The organism is Planktothrix paucivesiculata PCC 9631, assembly GCF_900009265.2.
Taxonomy (GTDB): Bacteria; Cyanobacteriota; Cyanobacteriia; order Cyanobacteriales; family Microcoleaceae; genus Planktothrix; species Planktothrix paucivesiculata.
Genome location: NZ_LR735009.1, coordinates 199,993 through 220,572 on the forward strand (window position 1 = coordinate 199,993; position 20,580 = coordinate 220,572).

Here is a 20,580-nt window from a genome sequence, read left to right on the forward strand (position 1 = left end):
CAGCTTAACTGGGAACACCGGAGGAAAAGACTTCACCGTCTAGCTTTCAGCTTTCAAGATTCGGTTTAAAATGCCTATAAACTTATTCATAAAATTCCCAAGCTCTCAACTTCAATCGGTGAGTGTTTACTTTTCAATAACCACCCATTCAATTTAGGTTTACCATTAACTTCTTTCTCCGATATTGGCTCAAACTGATAAAGATCCTGAAGCCGACGATAAACGGTCTGAGATACTAAAATTCTGCCGGGTGGACAGGCATTTTTCAGGGCTGTAGCCAGGTTGATCGTATCACCCCAAACATCAAAAATACAGCGATTTCGACCTACAATTCCCGCAATAATATCCCCAGCGTTAATACCAATTGAAATATTCAAGGATAATCCCCGTTCATGACTAAATCGACGCACAATAATCAAAATTTCTAAGGCAACATCAATGGCGCGTTTATCGTGATCAAGATAAGGAATTGAAAGCCCACAAACGGCTAGATAACTATCTCCAATTGTTTTAATTTTTTCCATCCCATACCGTTCAGCAACTTCATCAAATGCGGTGAATAAATCATTTAAAATAGCGACGGATTCATTAGCACTTAAGGAGCTAGATAGTTTAGAAAATCCGGTTAAATCGGAGAACAAAACAGCAACATTTGATAGATCTTCAGCCATATCTTTGTTTCCCCGTTGAAACCGTTTTGCTACTGAAGTAGGAAAAAGACTTAACAATAATTCTTCATTTTCCTGATTTTTTTGTTCTACCAGTAAGGTTTGAGCCTGTAGACTCCGTACAATTTTATTAAAGGATTTTGCTAATTCTCCAAATTCATCTTCCGTTTCTAAAGGTACGATTGCATCAAGTTGTCCGGCGGAAATTTTGCGGGTTCCCTTAATTAATTGATTGATCGGGTTCACAAATAAATTGGCTAAAACCATGGCTATTAATGTTATTAATAACATTAGTAATGTCGCTGAAATTAGAATTTGGTTCCGAAAGGAATAAATCGGAGCATAAGCTTCTGATATATCTATTTCTGATAAAATCACCCAGTCTAATCCGTCAATGCGAAGGGGTGCAAAGGAACTCAAAACCGGAATGTTTCGATAGTCTCTAATAGTTCGAGTTCCTTGCTTACCATTTAACGCATCGGCAACGGCTTCTGTTCTCACATATTGTTGTAAAATAGACGTACCATATTGATTGATTCGGTTGATTTCTGCCTCACTCATTCCTAGGGATCTCAACGCTTTAGCATAGCCTTTTGGATCTTGTACTAAAAACCTGGAAATGGAACGCATTAAGGTATCTCGTCCGACTAAATAAGTTTCTCCGGTTTGACCCAAACCATCGCTTTCCCAATGCTGATTACCCGTCATTACATGATTAATTTCATTAACTGGAAGTTGAAAAGCTAACACCCCAATTAGCTCAGATTGATTCAAAATAGGAGCCGCGATAAATGCGGCTGGAGCGCCATAGGAAGGAGCATAAGCTTGAAAATCAATGATTGTGGCATAGTCCTTTGATTGTGCTTCTTTTACCTTCTGAAATAGATCAGCGAGATTACTATTTTGATAGGGGCCGTTTTCCAAATTAGTTGTAAAGTCAGTTTCTTTGAAAACGGTATAAACGATATTTCCTTGGGGATCAATTAGGAACATATCGTAATAACCAAACTTCTGAATAATATTGCGAAAAATAGGGTGATAGCGAGCATGAATTTTGCTATATTCGCTCCCATCTTTGGCATAATCTAAGGCCTCTTTTTTACCCACTGGATGGGGATTATCAGCAATATAATAATATTGTAAATAGCGCGAAGCGATTGTTTTGGGTAGATAGGATTCTAAAATCGGTGAACCTTCTTCAGTTTCGGTGAGGCGGGGAAGAAATTTGTCACGGTAGTAAGTGATTAATTTGGGGTCAAAACTCTGTGTAATATTAATAGTTTGGAGTTGAGGATAAGCCGTTGCAAATTCTTGCATCGCCGCGATGATTGCTGGATCTTCGCTCAAGGTTTGGGTATGATTGCGAATATTTTTAAAGTAGGATTCAATTTGGTAAGCTTTGGAAGCGCGAACACTCGTTAACTGATTAAATACTCGGTGTGTTAGATTTAATTTTCCACTCCGATACCCTAAATAAGCAGTTACTAAAATTGAACAACTGCTGACGGCTAGCAGCATCATGATCAATTTGGATTTGATACTGACAGAGGTGAGCGATCGCATAATTATAAAAAGTCAGGATAGAGTTTACCTCCCAATGGAGTATAACTTAAAAGTTCAGAACACAATATGTCATAATCAAAGCTGACCTATTATTATTGTTTTTTTCTTAATTATCAGCAGCAAAAGCTACAATTAGAGAAGAAATTAGATGATCCTATTTCTACGTTAGAGACTAAAATTAATGCTTTTTGTCTGTATCGCTATCCGATTAAAAAGCCAATAATTTATTAAATAGGGAGTCAAAAATTATCTGATTTTCCCTATCTTCTCCCTCTTCAAGAAAGAAGAATAGGGAATTTATAAAATTAAGCTGTTAACTGTTTTAAGGCATTTTCAACCGCTTGTAACGCCTGATTAACTTCTTCCTCCGTCACAATTAAAGGGGGCACAAAACGTAACACTTTCGGGCCAGCCGGAACTAACAATAACCCCGCTTCCATTGCCACTTTCACCACTTGAGGAGAGGTTAATTCCACATCTTCTTTTAATTCTAAACCATTAATTAAACCCCAGCCTCGGACTTCGGCAATTAAATCAGGATATTTTTGGGCAATTTCTGTTAACTTGCTGCGAAGTTGTTCTCCCCGTTTTTGGACATTTTCCAGAATATTTTCTGTTTCTAAGGTTTGACAAACTGCCAACGCCACCGCACAAACAAAAGGATTTCCGCCAAAGGTAGACGCATGACTTCCAGGTTCAAAAACATCACAAAACCCTTTACACATCATCGCCCCGATGGGAATACCACCGCCCAAACCCTTCGCCGAGGTAAAAATATCGGGCTCAATTCCTAAATTTTCATAACCCCATAATTTACCACTGCGACCCACGCCAACCTGAACTTCATCTAAGATTAAAAGAATGCCTTTTTCATCGCAAATTTGCCGAACTCGTTGGAAATATTGAATATCCCCAGGACGGACACCTCCTTCTCCTTGCAGCGCTTCTAACATAATCGCGGCTACCCGTCGCCCGTCTTTATCAACATCAGCAATTGTTGATTCTAAAGCCTGAATATCATTATAAGGAACATACACAAACCCAGGTACTAACGGACTAAAACCTTTTTGATATTTAGGTTGTCCGGTAGCTGTAATTGTAGCTAAAGTTCGACCATGAAAACTGGCATGGGCGGTGATAATAACTGGGTCTTCAATATTTAATTTTTCGTGGGCATATTTGCGAGCTAATTTAATCGCTCCTTCGTTTGCTTCCGCTCCAGAATTACAGAAAAAAGCTTTATCAGCACAGGAATGATCTGTTAACCATTTGGCTAATTCTCCCTGCACGGGAACATAATATAAATTAGAAACATGGTGCAGAGTTTTAATTTGTTTGGTGACCGCTTCAATTAATACCGGATGGGCGTGTCCCAGGGTACAAGTAGCAATTCCGGCGACAAAATCTAGGTATTCTTTGCCGTTAGTATCCCAAACGCGACACCCTTCTCCCCGCTCTAAGGCAATGGGAAAACGGACGTAGGTATTCATGACATGGGAATTAAAGTCATCAATACTAAAATCGCTGGTGACAGGCTCTTTTTTGACTAAGGTTTCTGGACTCATAAATTACTCCTAAATTCGGTTTGTGTTTGATTTCTAAATTTTAGGGTAAAATCTTCGTTTCCGGGGTTTGTTTTGTCACCAAATCCTTATAATTTATATTCTAAAGGTTGACAAAATTGATCAATTCCCGATTTCACCGCATAAATGACAACCGGAGTAATTAATAGGGCTGGACATTGATTTTCAGCAATTAGAGATTCTACCATTGCTGTAATATTACCCTGAATTAATTCTTCCCGCAGGTCTTTATTACACAAACTAACCCGATATCGTTTGGCTAAACCATCTAACCAATTTTCAGAAGTATCGGGTGACTGACCCACATAAATTGCCATTTCAATGGCCGCATCTTCGAGATCTCCTTCACAATTTTCAATTCTATCTAAGGCTTCTAAAGCAACGGAATATTCAGCTAATTGTGAGCGAAATTGAGCAATTTCCTGAGATGTGAGAATAATCATAAATAATCCGTTATACTTCAGTGAATTAATTCGTATTGGAAAATTATATCAGGATCAAACCAAGCTGTTAATGCCACCGCCAAAGCGTCCGCAGCATCATCAGGTCTAGGAATTTCTGTTAAATTCAATTCCCGAGCCACCGCTTCTTGAACTTGATATTTATCCGCATTGCCATGTCCCGTCAAAGCCTTTTTAATTTGACCGGGAGTAAACTCAATTAACGGAATTTGGTGTTGAGCCAAGACTAATAATAACACTCCTTTGGCTTGAGCAACGGCAATAGTATTTGCCATGCGATAAAAAAAGAGTTTTTCCACAATAGCTAAATCCGGTTTTATCTGGGTTAATAACTGGTTTAAATCCTCATAAATAATACATAAACGCTTGCCTAATTCAGTTTTAGCAGGGGTTTTAATCACTCCAAAATCAATTAAAGAAACCGCTTCTTGCTCTTGAGTTTTATCATTAATTTGACATTCAATTGCCCCAAATCCTAATATTGCTAAACCCGGATCAAAACCTAAAATTATTTTTTTCATAAAATTTAAGGTGCGTCAGCCAACAGCCCACGCACCATTTTTGTCAAGCATTAATTAGGCATCAGGTAAACCAAAGACTTGACGGAAAACCTTTTGAACTTTGAAACCAGAATCAATAGTTTCTAAGGGATCTTTGCGTAAACGGTGACGCAAACATAAGGTAATCACCCGTTGAATATCATCGACGGTGACTTCTGTGCGTCCTTCAAAAGCTGTTAAGGCTTTAGCCGCCCGGTTACTAACAATATCTCCGCGTAAACCATCCACATCTAATTCTGAACAAATCTGGGAAATTTTTACCCGTAAATCATAATCAATTTGGACAGAGGGCAGAAGATTTTGCGCTTCTACCAGTTTATTTTGTAATTGGTTTTGGTCATTAATATGGGTTTCTAAAAAGCTTTGAGGATTTTGATCAAAAGAGGTTCTTTCTTCAACAATTTTAACTCGTAAATTCGGCTCTTTTACGGTTCTAATTTCGGCGTGCATTCCAAACCGATCTAATAATTGTGGACGTAACTCCCCTTCTTCGGGGTTTCCTGAACCGACTAACACAAACCGCGCGGGGTGACGGATGGAAATGCCCTCCCGTTCTACGGTATTCCAACCACTGGCCGCCGAGTCTAACAAGACGTCAACTAAGTGATCATCCAGGAGGTTGACTTCATCGACATACAAAATCCCCCGATTTGCTTTGGCCAGAAGTCCGGGCTCAAAGGCTTTCACCCCTTCAGATAGGGCTTTTTCAATGTCAATTGTGCCACAAACTCGGTCTTCCGTGGCCCCCAAAGGCAGATCCACCATCGGGACTTTTTTCCGAGATACGGGAATATCCTGATGTTGACTCAGACGCTCGCGGACGCTATCACTCATCAATTCCGCATCGGTGGGATGGCTATTGAAGGGGTCATCGGCGATCACTTCAATTTCGGGAAGCAGGTCAGCGAGGGCCCGGATGGTGGTGGATTTTCCTGTGCCGCGATCGCCCATAATCATCACACCACCGATTTTAGGATCGATAGTATTTAAAATTAAAGCCAGTTTCATTTCTTCCTGGCCGACAATTGCGGTGAAGGGAAAAACAGGACGACGAGACAGGTTGACCGTTGTTTGTGTATCTTTTGGCGTGACGACAGTTGAACTCACAGTTTACTCTCAATTTCCAATATTAACGTAATTTATTTTTACATATTCAGTTAAAAAATGCTGAAACATTTTGAGCCAAAAGATTTTTTCACAACCTCCGCATCCGGAATCACAACCAAACCATAGAAGAAAGGAACTTAGATAGGTGGTATTGAGGCGGGGTATCAATTATGGAACTAAATCCGGTCAATGGTTTTGGTGTGACAGCACCGACAACAGCAGAGGTCTCTCCTGAAGGTTTACGCTCCCTAGTGCGTCAAATTGAAACGGAATTATATTGTAGTGAAGTCTATAATATTGCTCTAAAAAGTTTACAAAAAATGTTAGGACAGGCGGCTAGTAAAGCTGAAATTGTGATTAAAGCCGTGGGACGAGAAGCCATTCAATTGTCTTTAAAACAAATGGCCAGACAAGAAACAGCGATTATTTCTACCCTGTCTTCTGCTGCTAATCATTCTATTTCCGTAACTGCTATTCCCTCGCATGATCCCGATAGTTCTACTCCTACAGAAATTCAAACTGTTGTCGTTTCTCCCCTGGGGTTAGTTGCGGGATATCAAGCACCGGATTTAACGGTAGAATCTCCAGAAAAAACTCCGAGTGTTTCTGAATTAGATAATATTCCTAAAACTAAAACTAAACCTCAGAATCAAGCAGAAATTAACCATCAAATTCAGGAAAAACAAAAGATCTATTTACAAGAAATTGGGGTAGAACTGCGTAAAGCTAGAGAATCCTATAGTCTTACATTACAGCAAATGCACTATTTTACTTTAGTGCCTCTGCATCATTTAGAGGCTTTAGAACAGGGAAAACTTGAGACTTTACCGGAAGATATTTATATTCGCGGGTTTATTTATCGGGTGGCGAATGCCTTGGGATTAGAAGGGGGAAAAATGGCATCATCTTTTCCTTGTTTGGAATTTAATCAACCCGTAGGAAAGTTTAATTCTAAGGTTGATATTGATTCAGAATTTTACCTCAATTCAGCCCATTTATATTTGGGTTATGCGGCTATTCTAGCAAGTTCTATGGGAGGAGTTGCTTGGTTATCTCAACAAAGTGTTCCTGATGTGACTCTCCCTCCCGATATTCAGAATTTATTAGAACAACAAGTTCCTCAATCTCGCCATCCAGAACCAACAAATCCTGTGCCCGGGAGACAATCAAAAACCCATGATATTCAGATTAGCTCGGATTTTTCTCCGCCAGAAATGATAGAGGTTGCAACTTGTTAACCCTAATTTATTTTATCCTATATTTTCTTAAAAATCAAGGATAAATTATTAGCTGGCATGGTGACAACTTCCACTAATTGCAGATTTTCTAATGTTGCAATTTTGCTCACCGCTTCTAAATCCCTGACTCCCCATTCTGGGTTAGATAACCGCAAAGAAGTATCAAAATCTTGATTACTAGGTGTGGTGTGTTTACCATTTTGTTTATAGGGGCCGTATAAATATAAAATTCCTCCTGGGGGTAAAATTCGATTAGCACCTGCCATTAATTTGAGGCAAGCTGACCAGGGGGAAATATGAATCATATTAATATTAACAATCGCAGTAATCGGAAATTCCTGTAAGCAAAAGGGCAATTTTAAATCGGGATTTTCGACTAACCAAATAGATTTTTGTACATCTAATTCTAAAGGAGGAAATAAATTATCTGAAGGAAAATAGGTTTCCCAAGCTAAAATACTGGCTTGCAAAATCGGATTAACTTCCGATGGCAACCATTTTCTCGGTTGCAACTCTGGAGCAAAAAATACCGCGTGTTGTCCTGTACCACTGGCTATTTCTAAAACTGTTCCTGTGGCTGGAAGTACCCGTTTTAAGACCTCTAAAATTGGTTGTTGATTTCGTTCTGTCGCCGGGGCATATTGTCGAGCATCGTTCATTTTATTAATGGGTAATGGGTAATGGGTAATGGGTAATACTTCGACTTCGCTCAGTAACAGGGTAATGGGTAATAAACTGATAACTGATGACTGATGACTGATTTTACCATTGAGGATTAGATTCAACAAAAGCTGTTACAATATCTGGAGGAACAGGTTTAAGAAAGAAATAACCTTGGGCATATCCACATCCTAAAGACCGTAATTGTGTCAGTTGATAGGCTGTTTCTACCCCTTCAGCAATCACCTCTTTATTTAAAGCATGAGCTAACCGAATAATGGTGCGGACAATGGCTAAGTTTTCTCCCGCTTCATCTGCTTCTATTTGTCCGACAAAAGACCGATCAATTTTCAGCGTATCAATGGGAAATCTAGGTAAATAACTCAAGGAAGAAAACCCCGTACCAAAATCATCAATACTTAATCTTAACCCCAAGGCTTTTAACCGATTTAACAAATTAATAGTAGCATTCAAATCATCCATAATCACACTTTCTGTAATTTCCAATCTCAACCCAGTTGGGTTAATTCCTGAAGTGTGAATAATCTCTTGAATTTGTTCGACTAAATCAATTTGAAAAAACTGTCTAGCGGATAAATTAACTCCTAAAATCAATTCGGGTTGCCAATGAAATTGTTGTTGCCAAATTTTCAATTGATTACAGGCTTCTTGAATTGCCCATTTACCCATGGGGACAATCAATCCTGTATCTTTTGCTGTGGCAATAAATCGTTCTGGAGTAACTAATCCTTCCTGGGGATGTTGCCAACGAATTAAGGCTTCAAACCCAGAAATTTTACCGGATTTCAATTCAATCACCGGTTGATAATATAACACAAATTCTTGACGTTCTAGGGCTAATCTTAAAGAGGTTTCTAATTCTAATTGCTCAATGCAATTAACGTGCATGGTCTGTTCAAAAACCTGTATCATTCCCTTTCCTAAACTTCGGGCGCGATACATGGCAGTATGGGCATTTCTTAATAAATAATCTGCCTTTCCTTCGGCGGTTTGACTGAAAGCAATTCCCATACTTAAAGTCATAAAAATATCATGATTATTCAAGTTAAAAGGAGAAAGGAGAGTATTTTCAATGCGATTAGCGACAAAAATGGCATTTTCAGGGGACTTTAAATGTTCAATTAAAATCGCAAATTCATCCCCACCCAACCTAGCAATAATATCTTTATTTCTCAAACAATATTTAATTCTCTGGACAATCTCAATTAATAATTGATTTCCCGCTGCATATCCTAAACTATCATTAATTCGCTTAAATCGATCAATATTTAAAAACACAACTGCACATTGAGATTGCTCATTCTTTGTATTTGTAATTGCCCATCCCACTCGGTCTAAAAATAAAATCCGGTTAGGTAATCCGGTCAAGGTATCATGCAAAGAATTATGAATTTGTTTATAAGCAATCACCCCTGTTCCTGACAAAAATAAGGAAAAAATAGGAGCAATAATAGGAACCCAAATATTTAATAAAAATAGCCCGTAGCTCGTTCCCAATAAACTCACAATTCCGATTGCTAAAGCTCCCCCCTGATTCAGAGGATGGGAAATTTTCCACATTAATATCCCCCCGGCTATTGCCCAAATCCCTATCCAGAATAGTTCTAAATATTCAGGCATAAACCTAAATAAATCTGAAGTAGATAATAGATTGGGAGATTGATAACTTAGGGTAGAATTAATAATCTGGCTTACCATTTGAGCATGAATTAGTACCCCAGGCATTTTAAAATCATCCCCGGCTTTAATACTATAGGGGGTTAAGAAAACATCGGGAATACTCGGGGCGGTTGTCCCAATTAAAACGATTTTATTTTTGATCCAATCGGGATTAACTTGATTTGATAAAACCTCTCCGATACTGACAATTCTAGCAATTTCTGGAGTGCGATAATTGAGTAAAATTTGGTATCCTCGATCATCAATATTACCATAGCCTCCATCTCCAGATTTTAAGGGGAAAAATATAGTTTTTCCCAGTTCCATATATTGAGGATATTGGCTATTATTTTTAGGTTCAATTCCCTGGGCTTTTAAGTAAATTAATGCTAGTTGTAAAGAAAAAGCAAAAACCGTTTGCTTATCCTGGCTACTGGCAAATAATAACTGGCGACGCACCACCCCATCCGGGTCTAATACTAAATCATTAAATCCAATGTTTTCGGGAGAAATTCCCGGGGGAGGTGACACACTGGGATTTTTAGGATTTCCGATTTTGGTAATTACAATAACATTATCTGCTTTTAACTGCTGTGATAGTTCAGCACCACCCGGTTCTAGGGGTAAATCTCGGTACAAATCCAAGCCAATTACCCGGGGTTGATGTTGTTGAAGTTTAGAAAAAACCTCCGCCAAAACTTGATCGGTCAAAGGCCATTGTTTTTGAGATTGGATATCATCTTCAGTAATAGCAACAATTAATAAGTTAGGATCAGGTTCAGGAATAGACCGTAAACAGACCAACGCATCAAACATTCTTAATTCTAACGGTTCTAACCAGCCTAATTTTTGACATCCGACCACAAACACCGTAACTATTAAACTTGTCGATAAAGCCGGGGATAACCGGACTAAGGAGGGTAAAACTTTCCCTTGATCTCCGGGCTTCGGTAAAGATAACCAAGTTTTGAGAAAACGCAACTTTCGAGAAAACATGAATTTAAGGTAAAATGCAAATACCGGGAATGATTTTAATTAAATGCTCGTTCTAGGTATAATTTACGCGAAATCTTTTCTGTGACTGGAAATTTTGACTGAGACCTATTGAATTTATTATGACTAATTCCCTTCCTATTCCTGTAATTGTTAATGGCGCCGGCGGAAAAATGGGCCGCGAAGTGATTAAAGCGGTCGCCGCATCTCCCGATATGACATTGTTGGGGGCGATTGATCATAACCTGGCTTATCAAGAACAGGATGCGGGAACTTTGGCGGGAATTGACCCCCTAGAAGTTCCGATTACCAATGACCGAGAGGGAATGTTGGCGATGGCAGCCCAGGAAAAACAGCCCGGGGTGATGGTAGATTTTACCCATCCTGATTCAGTGTACGACAATATTCGGGCGGCGATCGCCTATGGGGTGCGTCCAGTTGTCGGAACTACGGGGTTAAGTCCGGCCCAAATTCAAGACTTAGCGGAATTTGCGGATAAAGCCAGTATGGGGTGTTTGCTGATTCCTAATTTTTCCATTGGCATGGTGTTATTACAACAAGCCGCTATTGCCGCTTCTCGCTATTTTGATCATGTGGAAATTATCGAATTACATCATAATCAAAAAGCCGATGCTCCCAGTGGTACAGCCATTCAAACGGCGCAATTATTAGCAGAATTAGGGAAAACCTATAATTCTCCCCTAGTAACAGAAACCGAAAAAATAACCGGGGCAAGGGGCGCCGAAGCCGGAGAGGGAATTAGAATTCATAGTATCCGTTTACCCGGATTAATTGCCCATCAAGAGGTAATTTTTGGGGCGGCAGGTCAAGTTTATACCTTACGTCATGATACTAGCGATCGCTCCTGTTATATGCCCGGAGTTCTACTAGCGATTCGCAAAGTCTTAGCCTTGAAAACCTTGGTTTATGGATTGGAAAAAATTTTATAGTAGGGAATGGGTAATACTTCGACTTCGCTCAGTAACAGGGTAATGGGTAATGATGATTGATTTTTTGAATGTTATAATAACTGATTTAGGGGAATAGGGAATAATGATTCATTTTTCCAGTGTTCTAATAAAATCAATATCATGCTAATTTACCATGGGAGTTTCGTTTATTAAAGATTCTATATCTTTCTCCATTTGTAATTCGTAATTCGTAATTCGTAATTCGTAATTAAACAAAATGCTTATTCCCATAACTCGTCAAACCTTTGAAGAATTAATTCCATCTGTAGCTACAGGTGAACAATATAAGTATTGTTGGGGAAAACCCAGAGATTTTTTAAAACGTCTATTGGTTTCGGCGGTTTGTTTAGCGGTTTGGATTTTTCTGGAATATACCGTACAAGGAGATACCCTGAGAATTCTAGTATTAATCGCTGGAATTATCTCCTCTTTATATTGGTTATGGATGCCCGTTTGGGAAGCCAGTTGGCGGAATATTAAATATCGAAAATATCCCTATGCGGGATTTTTACAGGGAAAAATTCTGGATTTCTATATTAGTGAAGCGGTCACAGAACAACAGGAATCTGTGAACAAGCGCGGAGAACTAATTATTATTGAAAACTTGGAAAGAAGAATTAATGTAGAAGTCGGAGATGCTACCGGGTTTAGTACCTTAATTCAAGCTCCCCTAAATCGCAACCATAAACGCTTACGTCGGGGTCAAGTTGCCCAAATGATTGTGATGTCTTATTTAGATGATTTAAGCGAAATTAATGAAGTTTCCGATATCTATATTCCTAGTCAAAATCTTTGGATTAGTGACTATCCCTACGTCCGTCGAGATATTTTCAAGGAAATTAGCCATCGTTTCCAGTCCCGTCGTCCCAAAAAAGCACCTCCTTCTCCCCAAACTTCTGCCATTGAACGTTATCAACCCGCAAACGGTTATGATCAGGTTTATGATGATGACCAACCCTAACCGGACAATTTCTCCCCAATAGATTAAATAATCTAATACCTACAATCGAACAATTTTAAAATTTAAAATTAGCCCCATTTCACAATTCTTAATAAAAGCTCTGCTAATGAGAAAAATTTCTATTAAGCTCACGACTTGACAATACTTTCAGCGAATGTTAGAGTTTTAGTAAATAGACTAAGATTGCATACCTTATAACAATACCCCAAATCAGAAGCCCCAAACCCTATAAAAACTCTAAAAATCAACCAAACTCCCCAAAAACAACCCCGAATAAAACCCGATCATCAACTTTCTAAATTCCACCCTTTCCGCACACCCCTTGACAAAAAGACCAAAATATGATAAGGGCTAACTAATAACTTAGTATTTTCAACCCCTTTGTGGTTAAATAAATTGATTAATTCCCATTCCCTTCTCGACCATAGGCTTGCCAAGCCAGATCAACCAAAGCATCCACCAAAGCCACGGCCACTACCGCACTGCCCTTGCGTCCATCAATCCGAATATGGGGAACCATCGAATCATTCAAACGAGACTTAGCCACATCAGCCCCAACAAAACCCGAAGGGGTGGCAATCACCAAAGCGGGCTTGATTTCCTCCGCCTCAATTAAATCGACTATCCCAGAAAGGGCCGTTTGTTCCTGACCAATCACAAAAATCGCCTCGGGATAGCGCCTTGCTAACGTCTCAATCCCCCAAGCCGAGCGAGTTTTTTCCCGTTGCGGTCGAGTTACCGCCTCCATGGAACAATAAACCGGATTAGCAAACGTGGAAAGAATTCGAGGAGTAATCCCCACCTGTACCATAGGCACATCCACCACAATCGTTGTCCGGGCTGCTAAAGCCGCCGCCCCGCCTTGTAAAGCTTGGTCAGAAAACCGCACTAAACTTTTATATTCAAAATCCGCCGTCGCATAAACCACTCGACGCACAATTTCATATTCGGCTGGCGAAAGGACATGATCGCCAATTTCATCGTCAATAATTCCTAAACTCTGGGCATCGGTAATATGCCATTCCATTGTGACTCGCCGATTATTACTGAAGTTCTGGGCTTAAGTAAAGTTTACTTAGGGCAACCAGATTACAACTCACCCAGTGTATCAGGTTGTTGCCGTGATTGCCAAAAAAGTGAGGGAAAATCGGTCAGACTCTATTAACTCCCACCGACTTTCCTTACTCTGCTCAACCTTCCTGGGAGAAGGACTGATTTAATAACGGAGTCAGATAGGCTACCAAGAAACCAATTAAAAACCCTGAAATATTGCGGACAAGGGGAAGCCATTCTTGGGTACGGGAGATCACCGGGCCAATTCCGAAGGCAATAAATAAAATTCCCCATAGCGGCGAGAAAATTAACGCCCACTGCCAGGAAATCAATTGTCCAGACTTGCGGGGAATACTCGCCACACCGCAAATAATCCCACCGATAGCAGAAGTAATTAGGGTTAAAATCCATTGTTCTGGAGGAAGCCCCGGAACTACCCGACAACCTCCTTGAATTAAACAGCCTTGAATAGTATCAATAGATTGAATAATTGATTGGTCTTCCCCATTGTCTCTAACAAAATATTGATTTCCGAAGCGAGTTTGTAACTCCACCCAGAATGTCCGAGACAGAAACGGGTAAACCTGACGACCGACGCTAAAGTTGAGGATATTACCCCCCCGTTCATCAGCTACGACTAAAACGCTTTTATCATCCAGTCCCCAATACTCCTTAACCGCGCGACCGGGGGTTTGGTCAAATTGAGTTAATACCCTAACTTTCCAACCCGTTTCGGTTTCAAAGTTTTCTATATCCTTGGCTAAGATATTTTCTTGGACATCGGTAAAAATTCCCGCCAGGTCAATGACAGGGGTTTGAATTTCAGGAAGTAAATCTGGATTATTAAACGCATAAGCAACCGGGGTAATTGCCCAGGTGGAGAGGGTTATAGCTAATATAGCAATAGAGAGAAGCAATCTGTTTAGCCAATTCTGTTGCATGGTAGATCCTATAAGTGTCTATAATTGTGAGCAATATTGGTTTTTTGTTAACCGAGAGATAATCAGACTCTCATTTTCTTTACAATTTTTAACTTTATCACAGAATTGGCACTCATTGGGCGCGCCCATTGGTGTCAACTTCAGCTAAAAAACCCTGATTATAGCTGAGATTAGATCCCCCTAAATCCCCCTTAAAAAGCAGGGGGTTTTCATTTTCCCAAATGCGATCGCTATCTTCAAAAAAAATTATCAATTTTTCCGATCAAATTCTCTCTAATTTTCATCAGATAAGTGGGAAATATTAAGAATGAACAATTTTCATATTTATTAACAGCAAAAGATAGCCATTGTCTTGATTAATAAGACTTTATGACTATTTATTATTAAATATTTTGAATGTTTTTTTAGAAAAATAGTTTTAAAAACTTAATTAATTCAGGCGATCGCTAAAATCTTTTCCCAATTATTTCCCAACCATGACTGTCCCTCTTTTATTGAGCTAAAACCCAAACTTCTGTATATATTCAAAATTAATGTTACTAATAACGAGAATTTTCCGGCTACGTCTATGCCTTTTATTCTTGATTTATCTTCATTAAAATTCACATCTTTGACCCAATGTACTTGATTTTCAATTAACCAATGTGCTTTAATTTTTTCTGCAAATGTTTTCGCACTTAATTTCTGACTACTAATATAATATAAAGTCTCATTATATTCTTGATCACCCCGAAAACCCGTTCTTTCTACCTGAATAAAACTTTGAAGATGAGGATAATTTTTATGGTTGACATTTTGGCTATCAAATACTGATACTTTTCTGCTAATATTTCGCCCATGACTGACATCTTTTTCTTCATATACCGTTAAAGGTTTTTCGATTTCTGCTAAAATCTTGATCCGATTGTGCAATTTAATTTGATTCCCTTTTACCGTAATTAAATAATTATTTTTGCTCTCAATTATTGCCTGAGTTGTTTCCTTACTACAATGGAGAGCATCGAGGGTAAATACTTTATTTAATAACCCGCATTTTTCTATCATAGACAGAACTTTAGCGTTTTCAGAACTTTGTTTACTTTCAAAACTTTCCGATTTAATTACTAACTTTGTTTCTTGACTAAACCAAGATACCATAATTAACATATTTTGTTTCTGATTTTCATAGTTAGTCAGGGTGTTTTTTAAAGATTTTCCATCGATCGCAATCCAATCAACGCCTTCTTGTTGCCAATAATATTCCTGGACTATTGACTGAAAAACCAACTGAATTTCTATTGAATTTATTCCGAGCATTACTCGTCTTATGGTACTATAAGACGGCAATTTTTTAGTGTTAGTTTCTAATAATTTAATTAGCTTATTTTCTTCATTTTTTCTAAAATTATCTATTTGCTTATAAGTAACATTGCCAGTTAGCAGTGCTAAAACAATGATAGTCAACACTACCCATAATTCATGTCTTTTACCACGATTTTTCCGAAAATCCTTGACTAACTTCAGTTGTTCGATTATACTGTTTAACATAGTTTTTTAAAATCAAATAAAAGTGATCTTTCTTTGATTTTACCAAAAAAAGATCACTTTTATTTTCTTTTTTACCCCCGACAATGAAAACACCCTGCTTAAAAAAGGGGGTTCTGAAGTTTCCGGTTCCCCCCTTTGATAAGCAGGGGTTAGGGGAGGTGGAGTAACAATAAATACCACAAACCGATCGCTTAAAATATACCATTCCAAAATGGCGGTATTGTCCCCCGTCAACGCTTGAATATCGCTAAAGGGGATGGGTTGAACCTTTTGGGTGAGGCGGAAATCACCGTCAATGGGCGTAATATCACGGGTAATGAGGTCGTCGAGTTGTTGCCGCAGTTCGTTGAGACGGCTACGGTCTGGGGGTGGGGTTTGCAGGGCTGCGATATTGGGGCTACGTTCTCCGGTTGTCCCGTCCCCAAAGCGGTTGCGGGTGCGTTCTTCGATTTCCAGGCGGCGTTGTTCGGTTTCGATGTTTCGACGCAGACGGTCGAGTTCATCGAGGACGGTTTGGGGGATATCCCCTTTGGGGTAAAGGTCACGGGTTGCCAACAGTTCAACGAGGTTACGGGTTTTGCTGCGTTCAACATATTCTATGGCGGCGGTATAGTTTTTCAGTTCGATGCAAACTTCCACCATTCGTTGATAAAGATCTTGCCATTCTTCGGCTAATTTCTGTTTATCCGCATCTCCCCCTTTAACAATTCCCGCCCGTATTTCTTCGACGGTTTCAATGGCATTATAAAAAGTATCATAAGCTAATTGCCATTGTTGAGATTTTTGATAAGCCAGTCCTAAATTAAATGATGTTCCTAGATAATTGTAAGGAAATGCTGCACGGGTATAAATTTCTAAAGTGGCTTGAGATGCTGCGATCGCCGATTCCATATTATCGGCTTTTTCCCCTTTGATTCTACCATAATAGGCACCAGCCAGATTATTTTGAGTCATTGCCCAATCTTCAGGGAAAGCTGCACGGGTATAAATTTCTAAAGCGGCTTGGTAGGCTGCGATCGCCTGTTCAATATTCTCGGCTTTTTCCCCTTTGATTCGATTCTTATAGGCAATAGCCAGATTATTTTGAGTCATTGCCCATTGTTGAGGAAAAGCTTCACGGGTATAAATTTTTAAAGCATCTTGGTAAGCTGCGATCGCCCATTCAATATCATCCGCTTTTTCCCCTTTTATTCGATCCGAATAGGCAAGAGCCAGATTATTTTGGGTGGCTGCCCAATCTTCAGGAAAAGCTTCACGGGTTCTAATTTTTAAAGCCGATTGGTAAGCTGCGATCGCCCGTTCAATATTATCGGCTTTTTCCCCTTTTATTCTTTTATAATAAGCAAAAGCCAGATTATTTTGAGTGTCTGCCCATTTTTGAGGAAAAGCTTCACGGGTTCTAATTTCTAAAGCAGCTTGGTAAGCTGCGATCGCCTGTTCAATATTATCGGCTTTTTCCCCTTTGATTCGATCCTTATAAGCACCAGCCAGATTATTTTGAGTTTCTGCCCATTCTTCAGGAAAAGCTTCACGGGTTCTAATTTCTAAAGCCACTTGGTAGGCTGCGATCGCCTGTTCTATATTATCAGCTTTTTCCCCTTTTATTCGATTCTTATAGGCAACAGCCAAGTTACTTTGAGTCATTGCCCATTGTTGAGGAAAAGCTTCACGGGTTCTAATTTCTAATGCAGCTTGGCAGGCTTTGATCGCTTGTTCAATATTATCGGCTTTTTTCCCTTTTATTCGATCATTATAAGCACCAGCCAGATTATTTTGAATGTCTGCCCATTTTTGAGGAAAAGCTTGATAGGTTCTAATTTCTAAAGCCGATTGGTAAGCTATGATCGCCGATTCAATATTATCGGCTTTTTCCCCTTTTATTCGATTCCAATAGGCAATAGCCAAATTATTTTGAATGGTTGCCCATTGTTTCGGAAATGCTTCACGGGTATAAATTTCTAAAGTGGCTTGGTAGGCTGCGATACTAATTTCTAAATTGTTCTTTCGACTTCCCAGGGGAAACTGTTGGATTAAATCACCAAAATTGACAATATCTGCGGCAATATAGGTAGCTTTTTCTACGGGAAATTCTTTAAATTTAGCAATTGCCCACTTCGTTAAAATATCGGCTAAATTTTCATCAAGTTTATCGAGATTTTTGGCAAGTAGGGGATAAACAATTTGAGGATTACCTCCACTTTCTGAAACGGCTTGCAAAACTTCCATTAAAAAGTTTGAATAATCTTCAGGGGAATTCGTTTTACCTAGCAAAGTCGATAATTGTTCTGCTAAATTGATTAAAAATTCCGCATCTTGTTGTCTTCCGTCTTCCTGCAATTGTTGGGATATTGCTAATAAAACCTGTAGGAAATCTTGATCCAGTAATTCTTGATTGTCCTGTAATATTTGCGATTCTTCGCCACTGGGACAGGCGAGAAGATTGTTAATTAAAGTTAGATAGGCGTTGAGGCGTTGTTCGTTCATGGTTAGGGGTGGGAAATAGAGGAGATAGAGATTATTTTAAAAACGATTAGGCCGTTTATTCGGCGTGTCCTGGGAACTATTAGTCATAACCCTAACTCCCTAATGCAAGTCTGGTTAAATTATACCTCAACAGGGAGTTCAGAAATCGGGTTTCTTCCTTAAATCTGGGTGAGGATAAAAAGATTGTTGTAGAAACCCGGTTTCTAGTCTAGCTCAACAGGGAGTTCAGAAACCGGGTTTCTTCCTTAAATCTGGGTTAGAATACAAAGATTATTGCAGAAACCCGGTTTCTAGTCTAGCTCAACAGGGAGTTCAGAAACCAGGTTTCTTCCTTAAATCTGGGTTAGGATACAAAGATTGTTGCAGAAACCCGGTTTCTTGGAGTTTAGGCTGTGATATCCTTAATAAACTTCGTCATGAGTTCCAATATTAATCAGTAAAATATCTTCTTCTCCTGTGTCTTCATTGCTCACAAAATTAAACACAATGCGACAATCATAATCTACAATACAAGACCAAGCCCCCGCTAAATCTCCTTTTAATTTATGTGTTCTCAAGATAGGATTAAAAGGTTCCCTTTCTAACAATTTTAATCTTTCTGCAATCCTTGCTTTCAACTGAGGATTCTTCTTAACTGTAGCTTTAAGAGCGCGTTTAAAAGCCGATGAAGTAATTAAATTCATTCATCTAAATCCGCCATTAACTCATCTACCGTAACTTTTTGCGTTTTTCCCTGCTTATATTCTGCATGAGCCTCGGCAATACTGGCGGCAATTTCCTTTCTCCTTTTTTCTCCTAATCGTTTTTGGAGAATTTCAATTAAAAAATCTTGCTCTAACTCAGACAGAGATTCTGCCATTTCTAAAACTTGATTAAAATTGGCTTTTTGCATAATAGGTTAATTGATTGTATTTTGACTTAGAGTTCCTCTAACTAACTCAATTTGCTGTTTTAATTCCTCCCAAGACACCTCCTCCTCATCCTGACGCGCATGAGCTACCAACACATCATAGAAATCTTCCCACAACTCACCCCACTCTGCTAAATCAATTAATACCGCCTGCTTTTCCCCCGCCTCATTCACAACAAATTGAATCCCTTTCATCGTTTTTTTCCTTAGCAATGAGAATAACTGCTATTTTAACCAAACAAAGCTGACTCGATGTTTATGAAACCCAAAACCATCAAGTTGTTAGATGTGTTCGCTCTCACCTTAGATATTAAAACAAAGGTTTAATTCCTGCTAAATCCAAAATTTTAGGAATTAAATCTTCCCGTTTAACCGCCATAATATGTACCCCATGACAGAGTTCTCTCGCTATTTTAACCTGTTCCGATGCGATTAAAATACCTTCTTCTAGGGGGTGTTTAGACTGTTCTAAACGATCAATAATTGCATCAGGAATACAAACCCCAGGAACATATTTATTAATAAATCGAGCATTTTTAGCAGATTTCAATAAAAATATTCCAGCTAAAATCGGCTTTTTACTACTATCAGCAATTTCAGTCATAAATTGATCGAATCGATCAAAATCAGTAATTAATTGACTTTGAAAAAACTGCGCCCCCGCTTCTATTTTACGTTCAAATCGACTTTTTAACCCTGACCAACTGGAAGATTGGGGATCAACAGCCGCCCCCGGAAATAAATCCGTGGCGCCATCGGGTAGGGTTTTATTATTCCAATCTTTACCTTGATTCAGTTTATCAATTGCTTGTAATAATCGCACAGATTCTAAATCAAAAACCGCCTTAGCATCGGGATGATCTCCAGCTTTTACCGGATCACCAGTTAAGGCTAAAACATTTCTAATTCCTAACGCCTGGGCTCCTAATAAATCCGCTTGTAAACCAATGCGATTGCGATCGCGACAAGCCAATTGATAAATCGGTTCTACCCCATGATGCAATAAAATAATTGAAGCGGCCAGGGAACTCATTCCTAAAACAGCCCGACTCCCATCGGTAATATTAACCGCATGGACTCGACCTTTGAGGAGTCTGACCATTTCAATCATGTGGCTAGGGTCTGCGCCTTTGGGGGGGGCGACTTCCGCCGTTACAATAAATTCATCTAAAGTTTGACAAGCAGTGCGGAAACGATTCATTCTTAAAGTTTAAGGTGGT

At 39.1% G+C, this 20,580-nt stretch carries 18 protein-coding genes; 3 read left to right on the forward strand and 15 right to left on the reverse strand.

The annotated features are described in order from the left end of the window. Nucleotides 1–86: 86 nt before the first annotated feature. From PL9631_RS09190 to bchI, 5 genes are all read right to left on the reverse strand, one after another. Complete coding sequence (locus PL9631_RS09190) at nt 87–2,189, reverse strand: adenylate/guanylate cyclase domain-containing protein (protein ID WP_197046305.1); 2,103 nt, start codon at nt 2,187–2,189, stop codon at nt 87–89. Between the two features lie 347 nt (nt 2,190–2,536). Next, a complete protein-coding gene (locus PL9631_RS09195) occupies nt 2,537–3,796 on the reverse strand; it encodes an aspartate aminotransferase family protein (RefSeq protein WP_083619255.1) in 1,260 nt (419 codons plus the stop codon). 86 nt (nt 3,797–3,882) lie between these two features. Beyond that, entirely contained in the window at nt 3,883–4,257 is a 375-nt protein-coding gene (locus PL9631_RS09200) for a hypothetical protein (protein ID WP_079680716.1), read from the reverse strand. Between the two features lie 17 nt (nt 4,258–4,274). Then, nucleotides 4,275–4,796 carry a crossover junction endodeoxyribonuclease RuvC gene (ruvC, locus tag PL9631_RS09205; protein ID WP_083619258.1) on the reverse strand — a complete coding sequence of 174 codons (522 nt, stop codon included), beginning with the start codon at nt 4,794–4,796 and terminating at the stop codon, nt 4,275–4,277. Between the two features lie 54 nt (nt 4,797–4,850). Further along, nucleotides 4,851–5,942, reverse strand: coding sequence for a magnesium chelatase ATPase subunit I (gene bchI / locus PL9631_RS09210; protein ID WP_083619261.1), 1,092 nt, complete (start codon nt 5,940–5,942; stop codon nt 4,851–4,853). A 170-nt stretch (nt 5,943–6,112) separates the two neighbouring features. Between bchI and PL9631_RS09215 the strand changes: the two genes are divergently transcribed. Continuing rightward, complete coding sequence (locus PL9631_RS09215) at nt 6,113–7,180, forward strand: helix-turn-helix domain-containing protein (protein WP_083619264.1); 1,068 nt, start codon at nt 6,113–6,115, stop codon at nt 7,178–7,180. A 17-nt stretch (nt 7,181–7,197) separates the two neighbouring features. On the opposite strand, the gene PL9631_RS09220 is transcribed toward PL9631_RS09215, so the two are convergent. Then, nucleotides 7,198–7,968: a DUF938 domain-containing protein gene (locus PL9631_RS09220; RefSeq protein WP_456238468.1), complete on the reverse strand. Its 771-nt coding sequence runs from the start codon at nt 7,966–7,968 to the stop codon at nt 7,198–7,200. Then, a complete protein-coding gene (locus PL9631_RS09225; protein WP_083619267.1) occupies nt 7,943–10,516 on the reverse strand; it encodes an EAL domain-containing protein in 2,574 nt (857 codons plus the stop codon). Before PL9631_RS09225 ends, PL9631_RS09220 begins: the two co-directional genes overlap by 26 nt. 119 nt (nt 10,517–10,635) lie before the next feature. Between PL9631_RS09225 and dapB the strand changes: the two genes are divergently transcribed. Beyond that, complete coding sequence (dapB, locus tag PL9631_RS09230) at nt 10,636–11,463, forward strand: 4-hydroxy-tetrahydrodipicolinate reductase (RefSeq protein WP_083619271.1); 828 nt, start codon at nt 10,636–10,638, stop codon at nt 11,461–11,463. A 238-nt stretch (nt 11,464–11,701) separates the two neighbouring features. Continuing rightward, nucleotides 11,702–12,445, forward strand: coding sequence for a phosphate ABC transporter permease (locus tag PL9631_RS09235; RefSeq protein WP_083619274.1), 744 nt, complete (start codon nt 11,702–11,704; stop codon nt 12,443–12,445). Between the two features lie 400 nt (nt 12,446–12,845). Here PL9631_RS09235 and PL9631_RS09240 read toward each other — a convergent pair whose 3' ends face one another. The 8 genes from PL9631_RS09240 to PL9631_RS09275 all read right to left on the reverse strand — a co-directional run bounded on the left by PL9631_RS09240 (nt 12,846) and on the right by PL9631_RS09275 (nt 20,561). Continuing rightward, a complete protein-coding gene (locus PL9631_RS09240; RefSeq protein ID WP_083619277.1) occupies nt 12,846–13,472 on the reverse strand; it encodes a precorrin-8X methylmutase in 627 nt (208 codons plus the stop codon). Between the two features lie 163 nt (nt 13,473–13,635). Next, on the reverse strand, nt 13,636–14,439 hold the full coding sequence (locus PL9631_RS09245; protein WP_083619281.1) for a TPM domain-containing protein: 804 nt from the start codon (nt 14,437–14,439) through the stop codon (nt 13,636–13,638). A 435-nt stretch (nt 14,440–14,874) separates the two neighbouring features. Further along, nucleotides 14,875–15,966: an ISAs1 family transposase gene (locus PL9631_RS09250; protein WP_083616174.1), complete on the reverse strand. Its 1,092-nt coding sequence runs from the start codon at nt 15,964–15,966 to the stop codon at nt 14,875–14,877. 39 nt (nt 15,967–16,005) lie between these two features. Continuing rightward, nucleotides 16,006–18,450, reverse strand: a complete 2,445-nt coding sequence (locus tag PL9631_RS09255; protein ID WP_083619285.1) for a tetratricopeptide repeat protein — start codon at nt 18,448–18,450, stop codon at nt 16,006–16,008. Nucleotides 18,451–18,851: 401 nt separating this feature from the next. After that, nucleotides 18,852–19,133: a type II toxin-antitoxin system RelE/ParE family toxin gene (locus PL9631_RS09260; protein ID WP_027249776.1), complete on the reverse strand. Its 282-nt coding sequence runs from the start codon at nt 19,131–19,133 to the stop codon at nt 18,852–18,854. Further along, entirely contained in the window at nt 19,130–19,342 is a 213-nt protein-coding gene (locus tag PL9631_RS09265) for a hypothetical protein (RefSeq protein ID WP_027249775.1), read from the reverse strand. The genes PL9631_RS09260 and PL9631_RS09265 overlap by 4 nt, the downstream gene beginning before the upstream one ends. Nucleotides 19,343–19,348: 6 nt before the next feature. After that, the gene (locus tag PL9631_RS09270; protein WP_083619288.1) at nt 19,349–19,555 is read right to left on the reverse strand and encodes a hypothetical protein; all 207 of its coding nucleotides are present in this window, start codon (nt 19,553–19,555) and stop codon (nt 19,349–19,351) included. Between the two features lie 115 nt (nt 19,556–19,670). Beyond that, nucleotides 19,671–20,561: a methylenetetrahydrofolate reductase gene (locus PL9631_RS09275; RefSeq protein WP_083619292.1), complete on the reverse strand. Its 891-nt coding sequence runs from the start codon at nt 20,559–20,561 to the stop codon at nt 19,671–19,673. Between the last annotated feature and the right edge of the window lie 19 nt (nt 20,562–20,580).